Below are 16,120 nucleotides of genomic sequence, written 5' to 3'. Positions count from 1 at the left end.
GGTCGGCTCACCGCCGGGTGAGCGTGATCACCACGGAGCCGGTGCCGTCGCCGTTCTCGGTGAACACCACCTCACCGCCGGCGCCGACGTAGCGGCCGGTCCCGCCGACGACCGCGAGAGTCTTCTCGGGCGCGTTCGTCGTGCGTCCCTGCACGGCGATCTGGCCGCCGGGCAGCTCGTAGGTGAGGTCGCAGTGGAGGATGAACTCCCCGACCTCCAGGTCGACGTCGGTGACGACGCACGAGCCACTTCCTGCGCCGACCTCCTCGCCGTTCCTCAGCAGGACGTCCTCGAACACGTTCCGGTCCCCCTTGCTCGGGCTGAGCAGGGGGTCCTGGAACGACGTGACCTCCCGGACGCCGTCCGGCCCGAAGTCCTGGAAGAAGAAGTCCGAGACCTGCACGTCGAACTCCAGGACGCGCCACCGGTCGCCGCGTCTGTCGTGGTCGGGCTGCCCGACGGCGACCGCGGTTCCTGCGATCGCCAGGGCGCTGAGGCCAGCCAGCAGGGCGGATGAGAGTGATGCGCGCATGACAGCTCCAGACTCGGCGACCGGTCCACGGAGATGTGGGCAAGCACGGCTCATCGTTCTCCCGTGCTGGTCGAGCGTCAAGGGTTGCGGCGACGCCCCGACGTCACGACCGCGGCTGCCCCACCGGCCTACCCGGCGGCGACGACCGCCCACCCGTGCGGGGGCAGGACGACGGTGCGGCCACCGTCGGCGAGCGTGCCTGTGCCCGCCAGCACGGTCGCCGGACCGTCACCACCAACGGGCACGCCGGCGGGCAGACCCCAGCGGACGTCGTCGTCGTCCGTGCTGAGCAGCACGACGAGCGAGCCGTCGCCGTCGGCCTCGCGGGCGGCGTACACCAGGAACGGGTCGCTGACCTGCAGCACCTCCAGCTGTGCGGTGTGCAGCCACGGGTGGCGGCGGCGCAGCCCGATGAGCTCCTGGTGGCGGTGGTAGACGGGCCGGCCCAGCTCGCTCAGCTCCGCCGGGGAGGCGGGGAAGGGTGGGCGCACGGCGTCGTCACCGCCTGCCCTGTCCTCCTTGACACCGGTGAAGCCGTGCTCGTCCCCGGCGTAGACGCAGGGGGTGCCGGGCACCGTGAGGAGGACGGCGAGAGCGTGGTCGAGGTGACGCGGGTCGGTGAGGCGGCTCGCGATGCGGGTGACGTCGTGGTTGCCGACGAAGGTGAGCGGCGCGAAGGTCTGGGTGAAGTCCGCGTGGCGGCGCAGCGCGTGGTCCAGCTCCCAGGCGTTGCGGTCGTTCAGCGAGCTCCAGATCGCCTTCCACAGCTCGTACTGCGTCACCGAGTCCATCCCCGACTCCGCGACGATCGCCTGGTAGTCCCCGTGGATGACCTCGCCCACGACGTACGCCTCGGGGTGGCGGGCGCGCACCCGCTGGAGCACCGGCGCCCAGAACGACGGCGGCACCGCGTAGGCGGCGTCCATCCGCCAGCCGTCCACGCCGCGGTCCAGCCAGTACGTCATGACGTGCTCGACGTACTCCGCGACGGCCGGCTCCTCGTGGTTGAGGGCGACCAGGGCGGAGTGCCCCTCGAAGTCGTCGTGGCTCGGGGTGCCACCGCCGTCGGGGGCGTCGGGGTCGGGCCAGTGGAGCCGGAACCAGCGCGCCGCGGACGAGGAGGGCCCCTCCGCGAGTGCCTGCTGGAACATCGCGAAGTCCTGGCCGACGTGGTTGAAGACGCCGTCGAGCACCACCCGCAGGCCGCGGGCGTGGGCGGCGTCGACGAGCGCGACGAGGTCGGCCTCGTCCCCCAGTCGTGGGTCGACGCGCAGGTGGTCGGTCGTGTCGTAGCCGTGGGTCACCGAGGCGAAGACAGGCCCCAGGAGCAGGCCGGAGGCACCGAGCTCGACGGCGTGGTCGAGCCACGGCTCCAGGGCCCGCAGCCGGTGCCGCACGGGGGCGTCCGGCTCCGCCCGGGTCGCCTCGGCCCCGAGGAACCCGAGCGGGTAGAGGTGCCACAGCACCGCGTGCTGGACCCAGTCGGGCTCGGCGACCGGCTCGGTCATGCTCTTTTCCTTCCACCGGGGCGACGTGCAGCCCACTCTACGGCGACGGCCGGGAGGAGCCACTGCTGCCCTGCGCCGCGAACGTCACCGATCTCACTCCGTCCGGGCTCCTGTTCCTCCCGCCGTCCGAGGTAACGTCCTGTCCGGCCGCGGTCCAGCGGCCACGGACGCCGCACCCGCGGCAGTCCCACACGGGGGGTCGTGTGGTCACCGAGTACTCAACCTGAGCTCTGCCCTGCCGATACCTCGGGTGACCGCCGTCTCGGCGGTCGGGGGACAGCCCCGTCGGGGGTGCTCCGTGAGAGCCACACGAAAGGTCGGTATGACACGCACGACACGGACCGGCGCGGGGGTCCTGGGCGGCCTTCTCGCCACGGTCCTCGCACTCACCGGGCTGGCCGCGGGGCCGGCCGCTGCCGCGCCCAGCACGGCCGCGGGGCCCCAGCTCCAGGCCGCCCTGGTGACCGACGCAGCCCAGTTCGAGGACCGGATCCTCGAGCTGCTCAACCGCGACCGCGCCGCGAAGGGCATGACCCGTCTCCAGCGGGTGCGGGAGCTCGACACGGTCGCCCGCACCTGGTCGACGCAGATGGCCCGCGAGGGGTCGATGTACCACAACCCGAGCTACGCCTCGCAGTTCCCCGCGGGCTGGCGGATCGCCGCGGAGAACGTGGCGATGGGCTACCAGACCCCGGACGAGATGTACCGCGGCTGGTACAACTCCCCGGGCCACTACCGCAACATGTTCAACCCGGACCTCACGCACATCGGCATCGGCATCGCCTACGGCACCGAGTCGTGGGGCACGGCCCCCTACGGCACCCAAAACTTCGCGAAGTACCCCTCCGGCACCCGCCTCACGCCGACCTCGGGCTTCTCCCAGCCCACGGCGCCGGGCTCCGGCAGCACCGCCCCGGCGACCGGTCGCATCAACGACGGCGGCATCGGTGGGAGCGGCAACACCTACCACCTGAACAACGCCTTCGGCGGGGCGGCGGACGTCGTCTTCCAGTACGGGAAGACCGACAGCCGCACCTACGTCGGCGACTGGGACGGTGACGGGAAGGACACGCTGGCCTACCGCGTGGGCAACACCTTCTACGTGCGCAACGCCACCAGCGCGGGCCCTGCCCACGAGATCATCCCCTACGGGCGGGCCGACGACCGGGTCTACGTCGGTGACTGGGACGGTGACGGCAAGGACACCTTCGCGGTGCGCCGCGACAGCGTCTACCACGTCAAGAACTCCATGAGTGGCGGGGCCGCGGACGAGGTCATCGCCTACGGCCGAGCCGGTGACGACGTGATGGTCGGGGACTGGGACGGGGACCGCCGCGACACCTTCGCGGTCCGCCGGGCCAACGTGTACTACCTCAAGAACTCCATCAGTGGCGGCAACGCGGACCACGTCATCGGCTACGGCCGGTCGGGCGACGACGTCTACGTCGGCGACTGGGACGGCGACCGCCGCGACACCCTCGCCGTGCGGCGCGGCAAGACGTACTACCTCAAGAACGTCATCAGTGGCGGGAACGCCGACCTCGAGGTCGGCTACGGCCGCGAGGCCGACACCACCCTGGTCGGTGACTGGAACGGCACCGGCCGCGACACCCTCGGCATCCGCCGCTGACACGCGGCGCGGGGCCGGCCACGAGCCGGCCCCGCGCCCTCAGCCCGCCGCCGGCCGGCCGTAGGCCTCCAGCAGCCGCAGCCACACCTCGCTCATCGTCGGGTACGCCGGCACGGCGTGCCACAGCCGGTCCACCGGGACCTCGCCGACGACGGCGACGCTCGCCGCGTGGAGCAGCTCGGCGACCTCCTGGCCGACGAACGTCACCCCGACGACGACGCGGCGGTCCTCGTCGACCACCATGCGCGCGGTGCCGGTGTAGCCGTCCGCGTGCACGGAGGCCCCCGCGACGGCTCCGAGGTCCTGGTCGACCACCCGCACCCGCAGGCCGGCGTCCTCCGCGGCCGCCGCGGTGAGGCCCACCGTGGCGACCTGGGGGTCGGTGAAGACCACCTGCGTGGCCGCCGTGTGGTCCGCCGTCGCGGCGTGCACGCCCCACGCCGAGTCGTCCACGGCCGCTCCCTGCGCCCGCGCCGCGATGACGTCGCCGGCAGCGCGGGCCTGGTACTTGCCCTGGTGGGTGACGGGACTGCGCCCGTTGGCGTCCCCGACGGCGTAGAGCCACTCGACCGGTGCGCCGTCGCCGTCGACCACGCGCATGGTCTCGTCGACCGCGACCCTGTCGCCCCGCAGCCCGACCGACTCCAGGCCGACGTCCTCGGTCTGCGGCCGGCGACCGGTGGCGACGAGGATCCGCTCGGCCCGCACGGTGCGGCCGTCGTCGCACTCGATCTCGCTGCCGCCGTCGACGGCCCGCACCGCCGCCGCGGAGACGCCGCGGCGCACGTCGACACCGCGTTCCTCCAGCGCCGCGCCGACCAGCTCCCCGGCGGCGGGCTCGTAGCCGCCCAGCAGGTCGCTGCGCACGAGCATGGTGGCCGTGGCCCCGAGGTCCGCGTAGACCCCGGCCAGCTCGCACGCCACGACGCCACCGCCGATGACGAGCAGGCTCCCGGGCACCTCCTGCGCCTCTGTCGCCTCCCGGTTGGTCCACGGCCCGGACTCCCGCAGGCCCGGGACGTCGGGGACCACGGGGCTCGAGCCGGTGCACAGCGCGACGGCGTGCCGGGCGGTGAGCACCCGCTCCGCGCCGTCGGACGTCGTGACCGTCACCTCCCGCGGCCCGCTCAGCCGGCCCCTGCCCCGCACGAGGTCGATCCCCGCCGAGCCCAGCCACTCGACCTGGCCCGAGTCGTCCCAGTCGCTCGCGAAGGAGTTGCGCCGCCGGAGCACCGCCGCGACGTCGAGTGACCCCGTGACCGCCTGGCGGGCACCGTCGACCCGCAGGGCGGCACGCCGCACGTCACCGGGACGGATGAGCGCCTTGGACGGCATGCACGCCCAGTAGGAGCACTCCCCACCGACGAGCCGGTCCTCGACGACGACGGCGCTCAGCCCGCCCTGGACGGCGCGGTCGGCGACGTTCTCCCCCACCGGTCCAGCACCGATGACGACGACGTCGTAGCTCCCGTCGGTAGCCGCAGCAGTCATCGTGGCACGCACCTTTCACCGCACGGATGTCGTCCTGGGACCTTACGCTCGGGCGACGGGTCCCGCTCTCGTTCACGGGTCCCCGTCCGGCCCCGCACCTGTCCGAGGAGCACCATGATCGAGTTCCGATCGGTGACCAAGCGGTTCGACGCCGCCACCGAGGCCGTCTCCGCGCTCGACCTCGTCGTCCCGCCCCACCGCACCACCGTGCTCGTGGGGTCCTCGGGGTCCGGCAAGACGACGATCCTGCGGATGGTCAACCGGATGGTCGAACCGACCTCCGGGTCGATCGAGATCGACGGCGTCGACATCCGCCAGCGGGACCCGGTCGAGCTGCGGCGGGGCATCGGCTACGTCATGCAGAGCGCCGGCCTGCTGCCGCACCGGCGGGTGCTCGACAACATCACCACCGTGCTGCGGCTGACGAGGGCGCCCCGGGAGGCGTCCCGTGAGCGCGGCCTCGAGCTCATGGACACCGTGGGCCTGGACCGCGGCCTGGCCGAGCGCTACCCGCGTCAGCTCTCCGGTGGCCAGCAGCAGCGCGTCGGGGTGGCGCGGGCGCTCGCGGCGGACCCCAACATCCTGCTCATGGACGAGCCCTTCGGTGCCGTCGACCCGATCGTGCGCACCGAGCTGCAGGACGAGCTGCTCCGGCTGCAGCGCGACCTGGCCAAGACGGTCGTGTTCGTCACCCACGACGTCGACGAGGCCTTCCGCCTCGGGGACCGCGTCGTCATCCTCGAGAAGGGGGGACGGATCGCGCAGCAGGGCACGCCGGCCGAAATCCTGGCCGCGCCCGCCTCGGACTTCGTCGCCAGCTTCATCGGCGCCGACCGGGGCCGCCGGCGGTTGCGGGTGGTCGAGCAGGACGGGCGGCGGCTCGTGCTCGACGACGACGACCGGCCCGCCGGCGTGCTGGACGCCTGATGGACTGGTTCCTGGCCAACACCGGGCTCGTCGCCGACCTCATGGTCCAGCACGCCCGGCTCAGCGTGCTGCCGGTCGTCCTCGGGCTCGTGCTCGCGCTGCCGCCGGGGGTGCTGGCATGGCGCCACCGGGCCGCCCGCGGACCGGTCCTCGCCGCCGTCGGGCTGCTCTACACGATCCCCTCCCTCGCCCTGTTCGTGCTCCTGCCGCCGATCATCGGCATCAGCTTCCTCAGCGAGCTCAACGTCGTCATCGCGATGACGGTCTACGCCGTCGCCCTCATGACCCGCTTCGTCACCGACGCGCTCGACGCCGTCGACCCCGCCGTGCGCGCCGCGGCCACCGCGGTCGGCTACTCTGCGTGGGGCCGGTTCTGGGCCGTGGAGCTCCCGCTCGCCGGGCCGGTCCTGCTCGCCGGGTTGCGGGTCGTGGCGGTGAGCACGGTGAGCCTGGTGACCGTCGGGGTGCTCGTGGGCACCCGCAGCCTCGGCTTCCTGTTCATGGACGGGCTCCAGCGTGGGATCACGGCGCAGATCGTCACGGGGATCCTGGCGACCGTCGTCGTCGCCCTCGTCTTCGACGTCGCCCTCGTGCTCCTCGGACGCCTCCTCATGCCGTGGACCGGCGTCCGGGGCGGCCGAGCGGTCCGCCGCCTCCAGCTCACCGCGGGTGGTGCCGGATGAGGCTCTTCGCCGAGGCGTGGGCGTGGCTCGCGGCGCCGGAGCAGTGGAGCGGCACCGACACCCTGCCGGACCGCGTCGGCGAGCACCTGCTCTACACGCTCGTCGCGCTGGCCGTGGCGACGCTCGTCGCCGTCCCGCTCGGCTACCTCGTCGGGCACACCGGCCGGGGGCGGCAGCTCACGGTGGCGCTGACCGGCGCGGGTCGCGCCCTGCCCTCCCTCGGCCTGCTCACCGTGCTCACCCTGCTCGTCGGTGTGGGGGACGCCCGGGTCGCCGCAACCGTCGTCCTCGTCGTCCTGGCGGTCCCGTCCGTCCTCGCCGGCACCTACGCGGGGGTCGAGAACGTCGACCACGCCGTCACCGACTCCGCTCGCGCGGTCGGAATGACCCCGTGGCAGGTGCTCACCCGCGTGGAGGCGCCGCTCGGGCTGCCGCTCCTCGTCGGCGGGATGCGCAGCGCCGCGCTGCAGGTCATCGCCACCGCGGTGCTCGCTGCCTACGTCGGCCTCGGTGGGCTGGGGATCTACGTCCAACGCGGGATCGCGCTCCGCCGCTACGAGGAGATGCTCGGTGGGGCGATCGCCGTTGTCGTGCTCGCCGTCGTCGTCGACGTGCTCTTCGCGGTCCTCGCCCGAATTGCCATGCGCGTTGCCGGTCAGCAGGGCAGGCTCAGTGCGAGCACACCGACGGAAGGACGCTCATGACGCACTCCTCGACCCCGCGCCGGGCCGCGCTGCTGGCCGCCGCCGCGGCACTCACGCTCGCGGCCTGCGGTTCCGGCGACCCCCTCGCGGACCCGGAGACCGAGGCGACCGACGACGGCACCGGGACCGACGCCGTCGTCGTCGGTTCGCAGGCCTACTACTCCAACGAGATCATCGCCGAGATCTACGCCCAGGCCCTCGAGGGCGCGGGTCTCACCGTCGAGCGCCAGTTCCAGATCGGGCAGCGGGACGTGTACGTCCAGGCGATGGAGGACGGTGACGTGCAGGTGCTGCCGGAGTACACCGGCAACCTCCTCCAGTTCTACGAGCCGGAGACCGAGGCACGCAGCCCGGAGGACGTCGCGAGCGCCCTGCCGGACGCGCTGCCCGAGAACCTCACCGTCCTGGACCACGCCGAGGCCCAGGACGCCGACTCCTACAACGTCACGGCGGAGTTCTCCGAGGAGCACGGGATCACCAGCCTCGCCGACCTCGCCGACTACGACGGTGAGATCGTCATCGGCGGGAACGCCGAGCTGGAGAGCCGTCCCTACGGGCCCGACGGCCTGCGGGAGTTCTACGGCGTCGAGGTCGACTTCCTCGCGATCGGTGACAGCGGCGGGCCGCTGACCAAGGACGCCATCCGGGACGGCACGATCACCATGGGTGACATCTACACCGCCGACCCGGACCTCGCGTCGGGCGACTTCGTCACCCTGGAGGACCCGGAGAACATGATCCTCGCGCAGAACGTCGTCCCGCTCGTGGCGGCGGACCTCGCCGAGGACCTCGCGCCCGTGCTCGACCCGGTGAGCGAGGCTCTCACCACCGAGGAGCTCATCGCGCTCAACGTGCGCAGCGTCGAGGAGCAGCTGGACTCCGCGACCATCGCGAGCGACTGGCTCAGCGAGCAGGGCCTGGCCCGATGAGCGCAGCCACCGAGCTGCTGCTCGATGGCTACTCCCGGATCAGGCAGGCGGTCCACCGGGCCGGGGAGGGGCTCAGCGCGGAGGAGCTCGCCGTCCGGCTCGACCCGGACGCCAACTCCATCGGCTGGCTCCTGTGGCACCTCACCCGCGTCCAGGACGACCACGTGGCCGACGTCGCCGGCCGGGAGGAGCTGTGGACCACCGACGGCTGGGCCGAGCGCTTCGACCTGCCGGTCACGGGGATCGGCTACGGGCACAGCTCCGCGGAGGTGGGGCAGGTGAGCGGGTTCGGCGCCGGGATCGTCCTGGGCTACTACGACGCCGTGCACGAGCGGACCCTGGAGTTCATCCGCGGCCTTGAGGACGAGGAGCTGGGCAGGGTCGTCGACGAGAGCTTCGACCCGCCGGTCACGCTCGGCGTGCGGCTGGTGAGCGTCCTGGACGACTGCCTCGAGCACGCCGGTCAGGCCGCCTTCGCGCGTGGCGTGCTCGAGCGGACACGCTGAGCCGGCTCGTCAGACGGGAGTGTTCACGGCCGTGGTGCGCAGGTAGCCCAGCGCCACGGAGATCGCGGCCAGGCCGGGGCGGTCCAGCTCCTCGATCGAGGCGATGGCGCGCCGGGAACGCTCGACGGCGGTGGCGTTCTGGCTCAGCCACGCGGCCATCCGCTCGTCGGCGGAGGACTGCGGGTCGGTGGCGGCGAGCACGGTCGCGGTGAGCGTCCGCCGGACCGCGTGGAGGTCGTCGCGCAGCGCGCTGCGGGCCAGCGCGTCCCAGCGCTCCTCCTTGGGCAGCGGCCCGACAAGCGCGTGGAGCCGGTCGATCCCGAGGTGGTCGGCGACGGCGAAGCTCACGGCGAGGACCATGACCGCGGGCTCGCCGGTGTCCTCGGCGATCTCGACGGCGTCGAGCAGGCTCACGTGGTACCGCAGCATCGCCGCCCGGACGGCGAGCCCCTCGGGCACCCCGGCGGCACGCAGCTCGGCGACCTCCCGGGTGGCCCGGTCACGCTCGGCGCCGCCGACCAGGTCGGGGAGCTCGGCGGCGTGCTGCCGCACGGTCGGCGCGAAGCGGTCGACCTCGGCCTCGATGCCGGGACCGGAGGGGCGGTTCTTGAGGATCCACCGCGCCGAGCGGTCGAGCAGTCGCCGCAGCTCGAGCGACATCCGCCACTGGACGTCGGTGCCCACACGGTTGTCCAGCGACTCGACTGCGGCGAGGAACCCGGCCGCGTCGACGACCTCCCGGCAGATGACGAAGGCACGGGCCACCTGAGCCACGCCCGCCCCGGTCTCCTCGGTGGCACGGTGGACGAAGGTGACGCCGCCCCGGTTGACGATGGCGTTGGCCAGCTGGTTGACGACGATCTGGCGCCGCAGCGGGTGCTGGTCGACGGGGAACCGCTCGCGCAGGGCGGGCGGGAAGTACTCGCGCAGGGAGCGCAGCAGCCACGGGTCGTCGACCATCCGGGCGTCGGCCAGCTCGTCCTTGAGACTGAGCTTGGTGTAGGCGATGAGCACGGCGAACTCCGGTGACGTCAGGCCCCTGCTGTCCCGGGCGCGGGCGCTGAGCTGGGCGTCGGTCGGCAGGAACTCCAGCGCCCGGTCGAGCCCGGCGGTGCGTTCGAGGGCGGTCATGAGCCGCTGGTGCTCACCGACCATGCGGGTGTCGAGGCAGCGGGCGTTGCCGATGAGGACGTTCTGCTCGTAGTTGTGGCGCAGCACCTGGGCGGCGACGTCGTCGGTCATCTCCACGAGGAGCTCGTCCCGCTGCCGACGGGTGAGCTCCCCGTCGCGGACGAGGCCGGTGAGCATGATCTTGATGTTGACCTCGTGGTCGGAGCTGTCCACCCCGGCGGAGTTGTCGATCGCGTCGGTGTTGATCCGGACCCCGGCGAGCGCCGCCTCGACGCGCCCGAGCTGGCTGAGGCCGAGGTTGCCGCCCTCCCCGACCACCCGGCAGCGCAGCTGCGCACCGTCGACGCGGATGGCGTCGTTGGCCCGGTCCCCGATGTCGCCGTGGGACTCCGTGCTCGCCTTGACGTAGGTGCCGATCCCTCCGTTCCACAGGAGGTCGACGGGAGCGCGCAGGATCGCGCTGATGAGCTCGGCCGGGCTGAGGGCGGTGACGTCCTCGGACAGTCCCAGCGTGTCGCGGACCTGCGCAGTGAGCTCCACCGACTTCGCGGTGCGCGGGTGCACCCCACCGCCCTCGCTGAGGAGCGAGGTGTCGTAGTCGGCCCACGAGGACCGGGGCAGCTCGAACAGGCGGCGACGCTCGGCGTAGGAGGTGGCGGCGTCGGGCTCGGGGTCGAGGAACACGTGGCGGTGGTCGAAGGCGGCCACGAGCCGGATGTGCTCGGAGAGCAGCATCCCGTTGCCGAACACGTCACCGCTCATGTCCCCGATCCCGACGACGGTGAGGTCCTCGGTCTGGGTGTCGCGTCCCAGCTCGCGGAAGTGCCGACGGACCGACTCCCACGCACCCCGGGCGGTGATGCCCATCGCCTTGTGGTCGTAGCCCGCCGAGCCGCCCGAGGCGAAGGCGTCGTCGAGCCAGAACTCCCGCTCGCGGGCGATCTCGTTGGCGACGTCGGAGAACGCGGCGGTCCCCTTGTCTGCCGCGACGACGAGGTAGGGGTCGTCGTCGTCGTGGCGAACGACCCGCTCGGGCGGGACGACGCTCCCGGCGACCCGGTTGTCGGTGACGTCGAGCAAGGCCCCGATGAACTGGCGGTAGGCCGCCTCGCCGGCGGCCAGCCAGGCCCCTCGGTCGACGGCGGGGTCGGGCAGCTGCTTGGCGACGAACCCGCCCTTGGCGCCGGTGGGCACGATGATGGCGTTCTTCACCGTCTGCGCCTTGACGAGGCCGAGGACCTCGGTGCGGAAGTCCTCCCGCCGGTCCGACCAGCGCAGCCCGCCGCGGGCGACCTTCCCGAAGCGCAGGTGCGTCCCGGAGACGGTGGGCCCGGACACCCAGATCTCGAACTCCGGGCGGGGCTCCGGAAGCAGCGTGAGCCGCCGGGGTGCGATCTTCAGCGCCAGCGGGCGCGTGGGCTCGTGAGGGTGACGGAAGTAGCTCGTCCGCAGCGTGGCCCCGATGACGTCGGCGAAGGCCCGCAGGATCCGGTCGTGGTCGAGGCTCGTCACCGCGTCGAGCGCCTCGGTGAGGACGGCGGCGACCTGCCGCTCGGCGGCAGAACGGTCCTCGGTCGCGGCCCCGTCGAAACGTGCCGGGTCGTGCCGCGTCTCGAAGAGGACGACGAGGGAGGTCGCGATCTCGTCGTGCTGCAGGAGGGCCTCCTGGACGTAGCTGCGGGAGTAGGGCCAGCCGCTCTGCTGCAGGTAGCCGCCGACGGCGCGCAGCACCGTCACCTGACGCCAGTCGAGTCCCGCGCGGAGCACGAGCGCCCCGAGCTGGTCACTCTCCGCCTCCCCGCGCCACACCGCCTCCAGGGCCTCCTGGAACCGGTCGCGGACGTGCGGGTCCCGGGTCCACAGCTCCTCGGAGGTGACGCGCAGCCCGAAGTCGAGGATGCGGCGCACCGTGCCGTCGCCGCGCCACAGCTCGTAGGGGCGCTGGTCGGTGACCTCGACGCCGAGGTGGTGGAACAGCGGGAGGATGGCGGTGAGCGAGATGGGTTCGTGGAGGTAGACCTTGAGCCTGCGCTCACCCGCGCTGCTGCCCGCGGCCTGGTAGAGGTTGAGCCGCAGCTCGCCCGGCTCCAGGTCGACGAGCCGCACGAGGTCCGCCACCCCGACGCGGGCCGGGAACCGCTCCTTGTACGCGGCGGGGAAGGCGTCCCGGTAGAGCCCGACGAGGTCGTTGCCGCGCTCCTCCCCGAGCTCCTCCCGGGCGGCGTCGGCGAGGTCCTCGTCCCAGGTGCGGGTGGCCTCGACGAGCCGCCGCTCGAGGGCGTCGAGGTCGACGTCGGGCGGTGGCGCCCCCCTCGGCAGCCGGACGACGAAGTGGACCATGGCGAGCACCGCCTGCGACACCCGGGTGGTGTGCTCGACGCTCGACCCGTCGAAGGCCTCGCGGAGCAGGTCCTCCATCCGGTGCCGCACTGTCGTGTTGTAGCGGTCGCGGGGCAGGTAGACGAGGCACGAGACGTAGCGCCCGTAGTCGTCGTGCCGGAGGAACAGGCGGGTGCGGGGGCGTTCGTTGAGGTGGACGACGGCGAGGGCGATCTCGGTGAGCCGCTCGACGTCGGTGGCGAAGAGCTCGTCGCGGGGGTAGGTCTCCAGCACCTCCATGAGGTCGCGGCCGAGGTGGCTGGTGGGGGCGTACCCGCTGGCGGCCAGCACCCGCTCGACCTTCTGGGCGACGTACGGGACGTGGGCGACCGAGGCGGTGTAGGCGCTGGAGCTGAACAGGCCGAGGAACCGGCGCTCCCCGGTGACCGTGCCGGTGTCGTCGAAGACCTTGACGCCGACGTAGTCGAGGTACTGGGGCCGGTGGACGGTCGACCGGGAGTTGGCCTTGGTGATGATGAGCAGCCGCGGCTCGCTCGCCTTCTGCGCGACCCTCCCGGTGAGCACGGTGGCCTTCGCGGGCGGCACGCCGGGACGGTCCTCCCGCAGGATCCCCAGCCCCGTCCCGGGAACGGGGGCGAGGACGGCGGTGTCCTGCCCGGGTGAGCCGTCGGCGTCCCGCCCGGCGCCGTCGTCGGGCACGAGCCGGTACTCGCGGTAGCCGACGAAGACGAACTCGCCGTCGGCCAGCCACTCGAGCAGGGCGGTGCCGCGGGCGACGGCGTCGGCGGGGACGCCCACCGGGGGCGCGTCGGTGAGCTCGGCGGCGATCGCGGTGGCGCGCTCGGCCATCCGCTGCCAGTCGGCCACGGCCACGCGCACGTCCGCGAGGACCACGTGCAGCCGGGCCTCGAGGGCGGCCAGCACGGCCGGGTCGCTCTCGTGCCCGATCTGGACCTGGATCCAGGACTCGGTGAGGTACCCCTCGTCCTCGCTGCCGGCGTCGTCGACCGCCCGGACGTCGAGCAGCTCGCCGTCGTCGTCACGCCTCACCCGCAGCTGGGGGTGGACGGTGAGGTGGACGGGCCGGTCCTGCAGGTGGAGCTCGGCCGTGACCGAGTCGACGAGGAAGCGCATGTCGTCGGTGACGACCTCGACGACGGAGTGGCCGGTCGACCATCCCTCGCCTGCGACGGTCGGGGTGCTCGCCCGCACGACCGCGGTGCCGGGCCGCCGCCTGCGCGCCACCTCCCGGTGGGAGAGCGCGGCACCGAGCAGGTCCTCCGGCCGCTGGGCGAGCAGGTCCTCGGTGGCGAGGTCCGCGTAGTAGACCTCGAGGAACTCGCGCAGCTCGGCGGCGGCCGCGGGTCCGTGGCCGACGGTGGCGACAGCGACGGCGAGGCGTTCGCTGCGGGCGTCCGGGGTCATCGACGAGCTCCCTGCTTCGGTGCAGCCGTGCCGTCCACGTCTGCTGTAGCGGCCCTCGTCATCATGCCCGAGGACGGGGCCGGCCGCACCGACGCCGGCACGGCCGCTCCCTAGACTCGGTGGGTGCGCAGACCACTGAGTGCCGAGGACGCCGAGGAGCTGGAGCTCTCCACCCCCGACCACCGGGAGATCGCCGAGCAGCTCGTCGCGTGGGCCGAGCAGCCCGGCCCCGACGACGAGCTCAGCCCCCGGGAGCTGCTCACCCGGGCGGGCGAGCAGCTCGAGCTCGCCGGTGATCCCGCAGCCGCCGAGGCCGCCTACCGCCGGGCGGCCGGCGCCGACGGCGACGCCGCGCTCGACCCGCGGTCGCACCTCGTGGCGGTGCTGCTCGACCGGGAGGAGCCTGACGAGGCGCTCGCGCTGGACCGCGACCTGCGCAGGAGCCGTCCCACGGAGGCGGCGACCTACGAGTACATGGCCGACGTGTGGGCCGAGCACGGTGACGACCGCCGGGCGCTGGGGTGGCTGACGCGTGGGATCCTCGTCCACGAGCAGGGGCCCGGCTTCTCCGACGTCGACCTGTCGATGCTGTGCCTGGCCCGCTGGCGGCTGCGGGAACGCCTCGGCCACCAGCCCGACGACCACGACGTCATCGGGATCGGGATGCTTCAGCGGCTGGACCGGGCCGCGGAGAACCACCCACGGGTCTGAGCCTCGCCGTACAGCCGACGCGACGTCCGTGGCGCGGCCATGTCACACCGCTGTCATCTCACCGGGAGTAGCCTCCGCGATGACCACACACCGACGTGTCATTGACCGCCCCTTGTGGGCGACCGCGACCAAGGAGGACACCGTGACCACGCCACCCGCCGTACCCACCACCGAGGAGCTGGGGTACGACCACGAGGAGTACATGCTCGAGCCGGTGCCCCGCACCGCCCGTCGCCGCACCTTCGGGCTCGCGATGGTGTGGGTCGGGTTCGGCTTCGTCGTCACCGGCCTCGTCGTCGGGGGCCAGCTCGCGGGACAGGGTGACGCACCCGGCATGCCCTTCGGGCTCGCGATGTCGACGATCGCCACCGGTGAGCTCATCCTCTTCGCGCTCACCGTGCTGCTGGGCATCCCGGCCATGCGCACCGGGTTCAACCTGGCCCTGCTCTCCCGGTTCTCCTACGGCAGCAAGGGCTTCGCCGTCCCCATGGTCGTCATGGCGCTGCTGACGCTGGGCTGGTTCGCCTCCATCCTCGGCATGATCGCCGACATCTGGGGCGTCCTGCTCGGGAACCCGACGGGCATCACGGTCATCGACCCGGCGTCGTGGGGACGCCCGGACGTCGCGCCCGTGACGCTCGAGGTCGTGCTCAGCTGCATCGCGTTCGGCGCGCTGTTCACCTGGACCGCCTACCGCGGGATCTCCGCGATCGAGAAGGTCGCCATCCCGGTCGCGCCGTTCGTGCTCATCGTCTCCCTGTTCGTCGGTGCCGGGATCCTTGGCGAGAACGGCGGGTGGGGTGCCATGGTGGAGACCGCCTCGTCCCAGTCGGGGCTCGGCTTCGGGTCCGGCGTGACGATCGTCGTCGGGGCCTGGATCGCGGGCGCGATCATGGGTGCCGACATCATGCGGTTCGCCAAGAACGCCGGCGCGGTCCTCATCGGCGCGGCCGCCGCGTTCATCCTCACCAACCCGGTGCTCAACGTCATCGGGTACATCGGCGCCGTCTCGACCGGGGACTCCAACTTCGTCAACTGGATGTACGACCGCGGGATCCTGCTCGCCGTGATCGGCGTGCTCGTGTGGACGACCTCGCTGTGGACGACGAACAACTCCGAGCTCTACTCCAACTCGCTGTACACCGGGCCCGCGCTCAACGCCTTCGGCGTGCGCGTGCGCAGGACGAAGATCGTGCTCGTCGTCGGCGTGCTCGGCACGATCCTCGGCGCGCTGGCCTTCTACCAGCTCTTCTTCGTCGACTTCATCACCGTGCTGGGTGCGGCCTTCGTCCCGCTCGTCGGGCCGATCCTCGCGGACTACTACCTGCTCCGGCGCAACGAGTTCACCGCGGAGTCCTACCGTCGCCAGCCGGCCCTGCGCTGGCCCGGGGTCATCTCCTTCCTCGCCGGCGCGACCCTCGGGCTGCTCTTCCAGTACGTCTGGCCGCTGCCCTTCGGGTTCTCCTCGGGCATCGCGGCCCTCATCATCACCGTCGTCCTGCACGTCGTCCTGCACTACGCGCTGCGCGGCCGCAGCTCAGGCCCGGTCGAGGACGTCACCGGGGACACCGCACCCGCGCGCGCGAGCCGCTGACCGCAGAGA

12 protein-coding genes are annotated in these 16,120 nt (G+C 72.7%); 8 read left to right on the top strand and 4 right to left on the bottom strand.

Features of this window, described 5'->3' with window-relative positions; genetic code table 11:
* Nucleotides 1–7 precede the first annotated feature (7 nt).
* Together VR894_RS07005 and VR894_RS07000 are read right to left on the bottom strand one after the other, a co-directional pair.
* Nucleotides 8–532, bottom strand: coding sequence for an allene oxide cyclase barrel-like domain-containing protein (locus VR894_RS07005; RefSeq protein WP_324650649.1), 525 nt, complete (start codon nucleotides 530–532; stop codon nucleotides 8–10).
* Between the two features lie 128 nt (nucleotides 533–660).
* The gene (locus tag VR894_RS07000) at nucleotides 661–2,040 is read right to left on the bottom strand and encodes an alpha-amylase family protein (protein ID WP_324650648.1); all 1,380 of its coding nucleotides are present in this window, start codon (nucleotides 2,038–2,040) and stop codon (nucleotides 661–663) included.
* A 322-nt stretch (nucleotides 2,041–2,362) separates the two neighbouring features.
* Between VR894_RS07000 and VR894_RS06995 the strand changes: the two genes are divergently transcribed.
* Nucleotides 2,363–3,670: a CAP domain-containing protein gene (locus VR894_RS06995; protein ID WP_324650647.1), complete on the top strand. Its 1,308-nt coding sequence runs from the start codon at nucleotides 2,363–2,365 to the stop codon at nucleotides 3,668–3,670.
* A gap of 39 nt (nucleotides 3,671–3,709) precedes the next feature.
* On the opposite strand, the gene VR894_RS06990 is transcribed toward VR894_RS06995, so the two are convergent.
* A complete protein-coding gene (locus tag VR894_RS06990; protein WP_324650646.1) occupies nucleotides 3,710–5,161 on the bottom strand; it encodes an NAD(P)/FAD-dependent oxidoreductase in 1,452 nt (483 codons plus the stop codon).
* 114 nt (nucleotides 5,162–5,275) lie between these two features.
* On the opposite strand from VR894_RS06990, the gene VR894_RS06985 reads away from it, so the two are divergent.
* From VR894_RS06985 to VR894_RS06965, 5 genes are read left to right on the top strand one after another with little or no spacing between them, the layout of a single operon-like run.
* Nucleotides 5,276–6,088, top strand: coding sequence for an ABC transporter ATP-binding protein (locus VR894_RS06985; protein WP_324650645.1), 813 nt, complete (start codon nucleotides 5,276–5,278; stop codon nucleotides 6,086–6,088).
* Entirely contained in the window at nucleotides 6,088–6,771 is a 684-nt protein-coding gene (locus tag VR894_RS06980; protein ID WP_324650644.1) for an ABC transporter permease, read from the top strand. Before VR894_RS06985 ends, VR894_RS06980 begins: the two co-directional genes overlap by 1 nt.
* Complete coding sequence (locus VR894_RS06975) at nucleotides 6,768–7,475, top strand: ABC transporter permease (protein ID WP_324650643.1); 708 nt, start codon at nucleotides 6,768–6,770, stop codon at nucleotides 7,473–7,475. Before VR894_RS06980 ends, VR894_RS06975 begins: the two co-directional genes overlap by 4 nt.
* Nucleotides 7,472–8,404, top strand: a complete 933-nt coding sequence (locus tag VR894_RS06970) for an ABC transporter substrate-binding protein (protein ID WP_324650642.1) — start codon at nucleotides 7,472–7,474, stop codon at nucleotides 8,402–8,404. Before VR894_RS06975 ends, VR894_RS06970 begins: the two co-directional genes overlap by 4 nt.
* On the top strand, nucleotides 8,401–8,910 hold the full coding sequence (locus tag VR894_RS06965; protein WP_324650641.1) for a mycothiol transferase: 510 nt from the start codon (nucleotides 8,401–8,403) through the stop codon (nucleotides 8,908–8,910). Before VR894_RS06970 ends, VR894_RS06965 begins: the two co-directional genes overlap by 4 nt.
* 9 nt (nucleotides 8,911–8,919) lie before the next feature.
* On the opposite strand, the gene VR894_RS06960 is transcribed toward VR894_RS06965, so the two are convergent.
* Nucleotides 8,920–13,806, bottom strand: coding sequence for an NAD-glutamate dehydrogenase (locus VR894_RS06960; RefSeq protein ID WP_324650640.1), 4,887 nt, complete (start codon nucleotides 13,804–13,806; stop codon nucleotides 8,920–8,922).
* A 123-nt stretch (nucleotides 13,807–13,929) separates the two neighbouring features.
* Between VR894_RS06960 and VR894_RS06955 the strand changes: the two genes are divergently transcribed.
* On the top strand, nucleotides 13,930–14,517 hold the full coding sequence (locus VR894_RS06955) for a hypothetical protein (protein ID WP_324650639.1): 588 nt from the start codon (nucleotides 13,930–13,932) through the stop codon (nucleotides 14,515–14,517).
* A gap of 142 nt (nucleotides 14,518–14,659) precedes the next feature.
* Entirely contained in the window at nucleotides 14,660–16,111 is a 1,452-nt protein-coding gene (locus tag VR894_RS06950; protein ID WP_324650638.1) for a purine-cytosine permease family protein, read from the top strand.
* Nucleotides 16,112–16,120: the final 9 nt, after the last annotated feature.

This window comes from Georgenia sp. H159 (assembly GCF_035607575.1).
GTDB lineage: Bacteria > Actinomycetota > Actinomycetes > Actinomycetales > Actinomycetaceae > Oceanitalea.
Note: the sequence above shows the minus strand (reverse complement) of the source record. Positions and strands in the feature narration are given on the sequence as shown.

What these genes read in the sequence shown, in the direction of transcription:
- VR894_RS06995 (WP_324650647.1), top strand. Translation starts at nt 2,363, where the DNA reads ATGACACGCACGACACGGACCGGCGCGGGGGTCCTGGGCGGCCTTCTC.
- VR894_RS06980 (WP_324650644.1), top strand. Translation starts at nt 6,088, where the DNA reads ATGGACTGGTTCCTGGCCAACACCGGGCTCGTCGCCGACCTCATGGTC.
- VR894_RS06965 (WP_324650641.1), top strand. Translation starts at nt 8,401, where the DNA reads ATGAGCGCAGCCACCGAGCTGCTGCTCGATGGCTACTCCCGGATCAGG.
- VR894_RS07005 (WP_324650649.1), bottom strand. Translation starts at nt 532, where the DNA reads ATGCGCGCATCACTCTCATCCGCCCTGCTGGCTGGCCTCAGCGCCCTG.
- VR894_RS06990 (WP_324650646.1), bottom strand. Translation starts at nt 5,161, where the DNA reads ATGACTGCTGCGGCTACCGACGGGAGCTACGACGTCGTCGTCATCGGT.
- VR894_RS06975 (WP_324650643.1), top strand. Translation starts at nt 6,768, where the DNA reads ATGAGGCTCTTCGCCGAGGCGTGGGCGTGGCTCGCGGCGCCGGAGCAG.
- VR894_RS07000 (WP_324650648.1), bottom strand. Translation starts at nt 2,040, where the DNA reads ATGACCGAGCCGGTCGCCGAGCCCGACTGGGTCCAGCACGCGGTGCTG.
- VR894_RS06960 (WP_324650640.1), bottom strand. Translation starts at nt 13,806, where the DNA reads ATGACCCCGGACGCCCGCAGCGAACGCCTCGCCGTCGCTGTCGCCACC.
- VR894_RS06985 (WP_324650645.1), top strand. Translation starts at nt 5,276, where the DNA reads ATGATCGAGTTCCGATCGGTGACCAAGCGGTTCGACGCCGCCACCGAG.
- VR894_RS06970 (WP_324650642.1), top strand. Translation starts at nt 7,472, where the DNA reads ATGACGCACTCCTCGACCCCGCGCCGGGCCGCGCTGCTGGCCGCCGCC.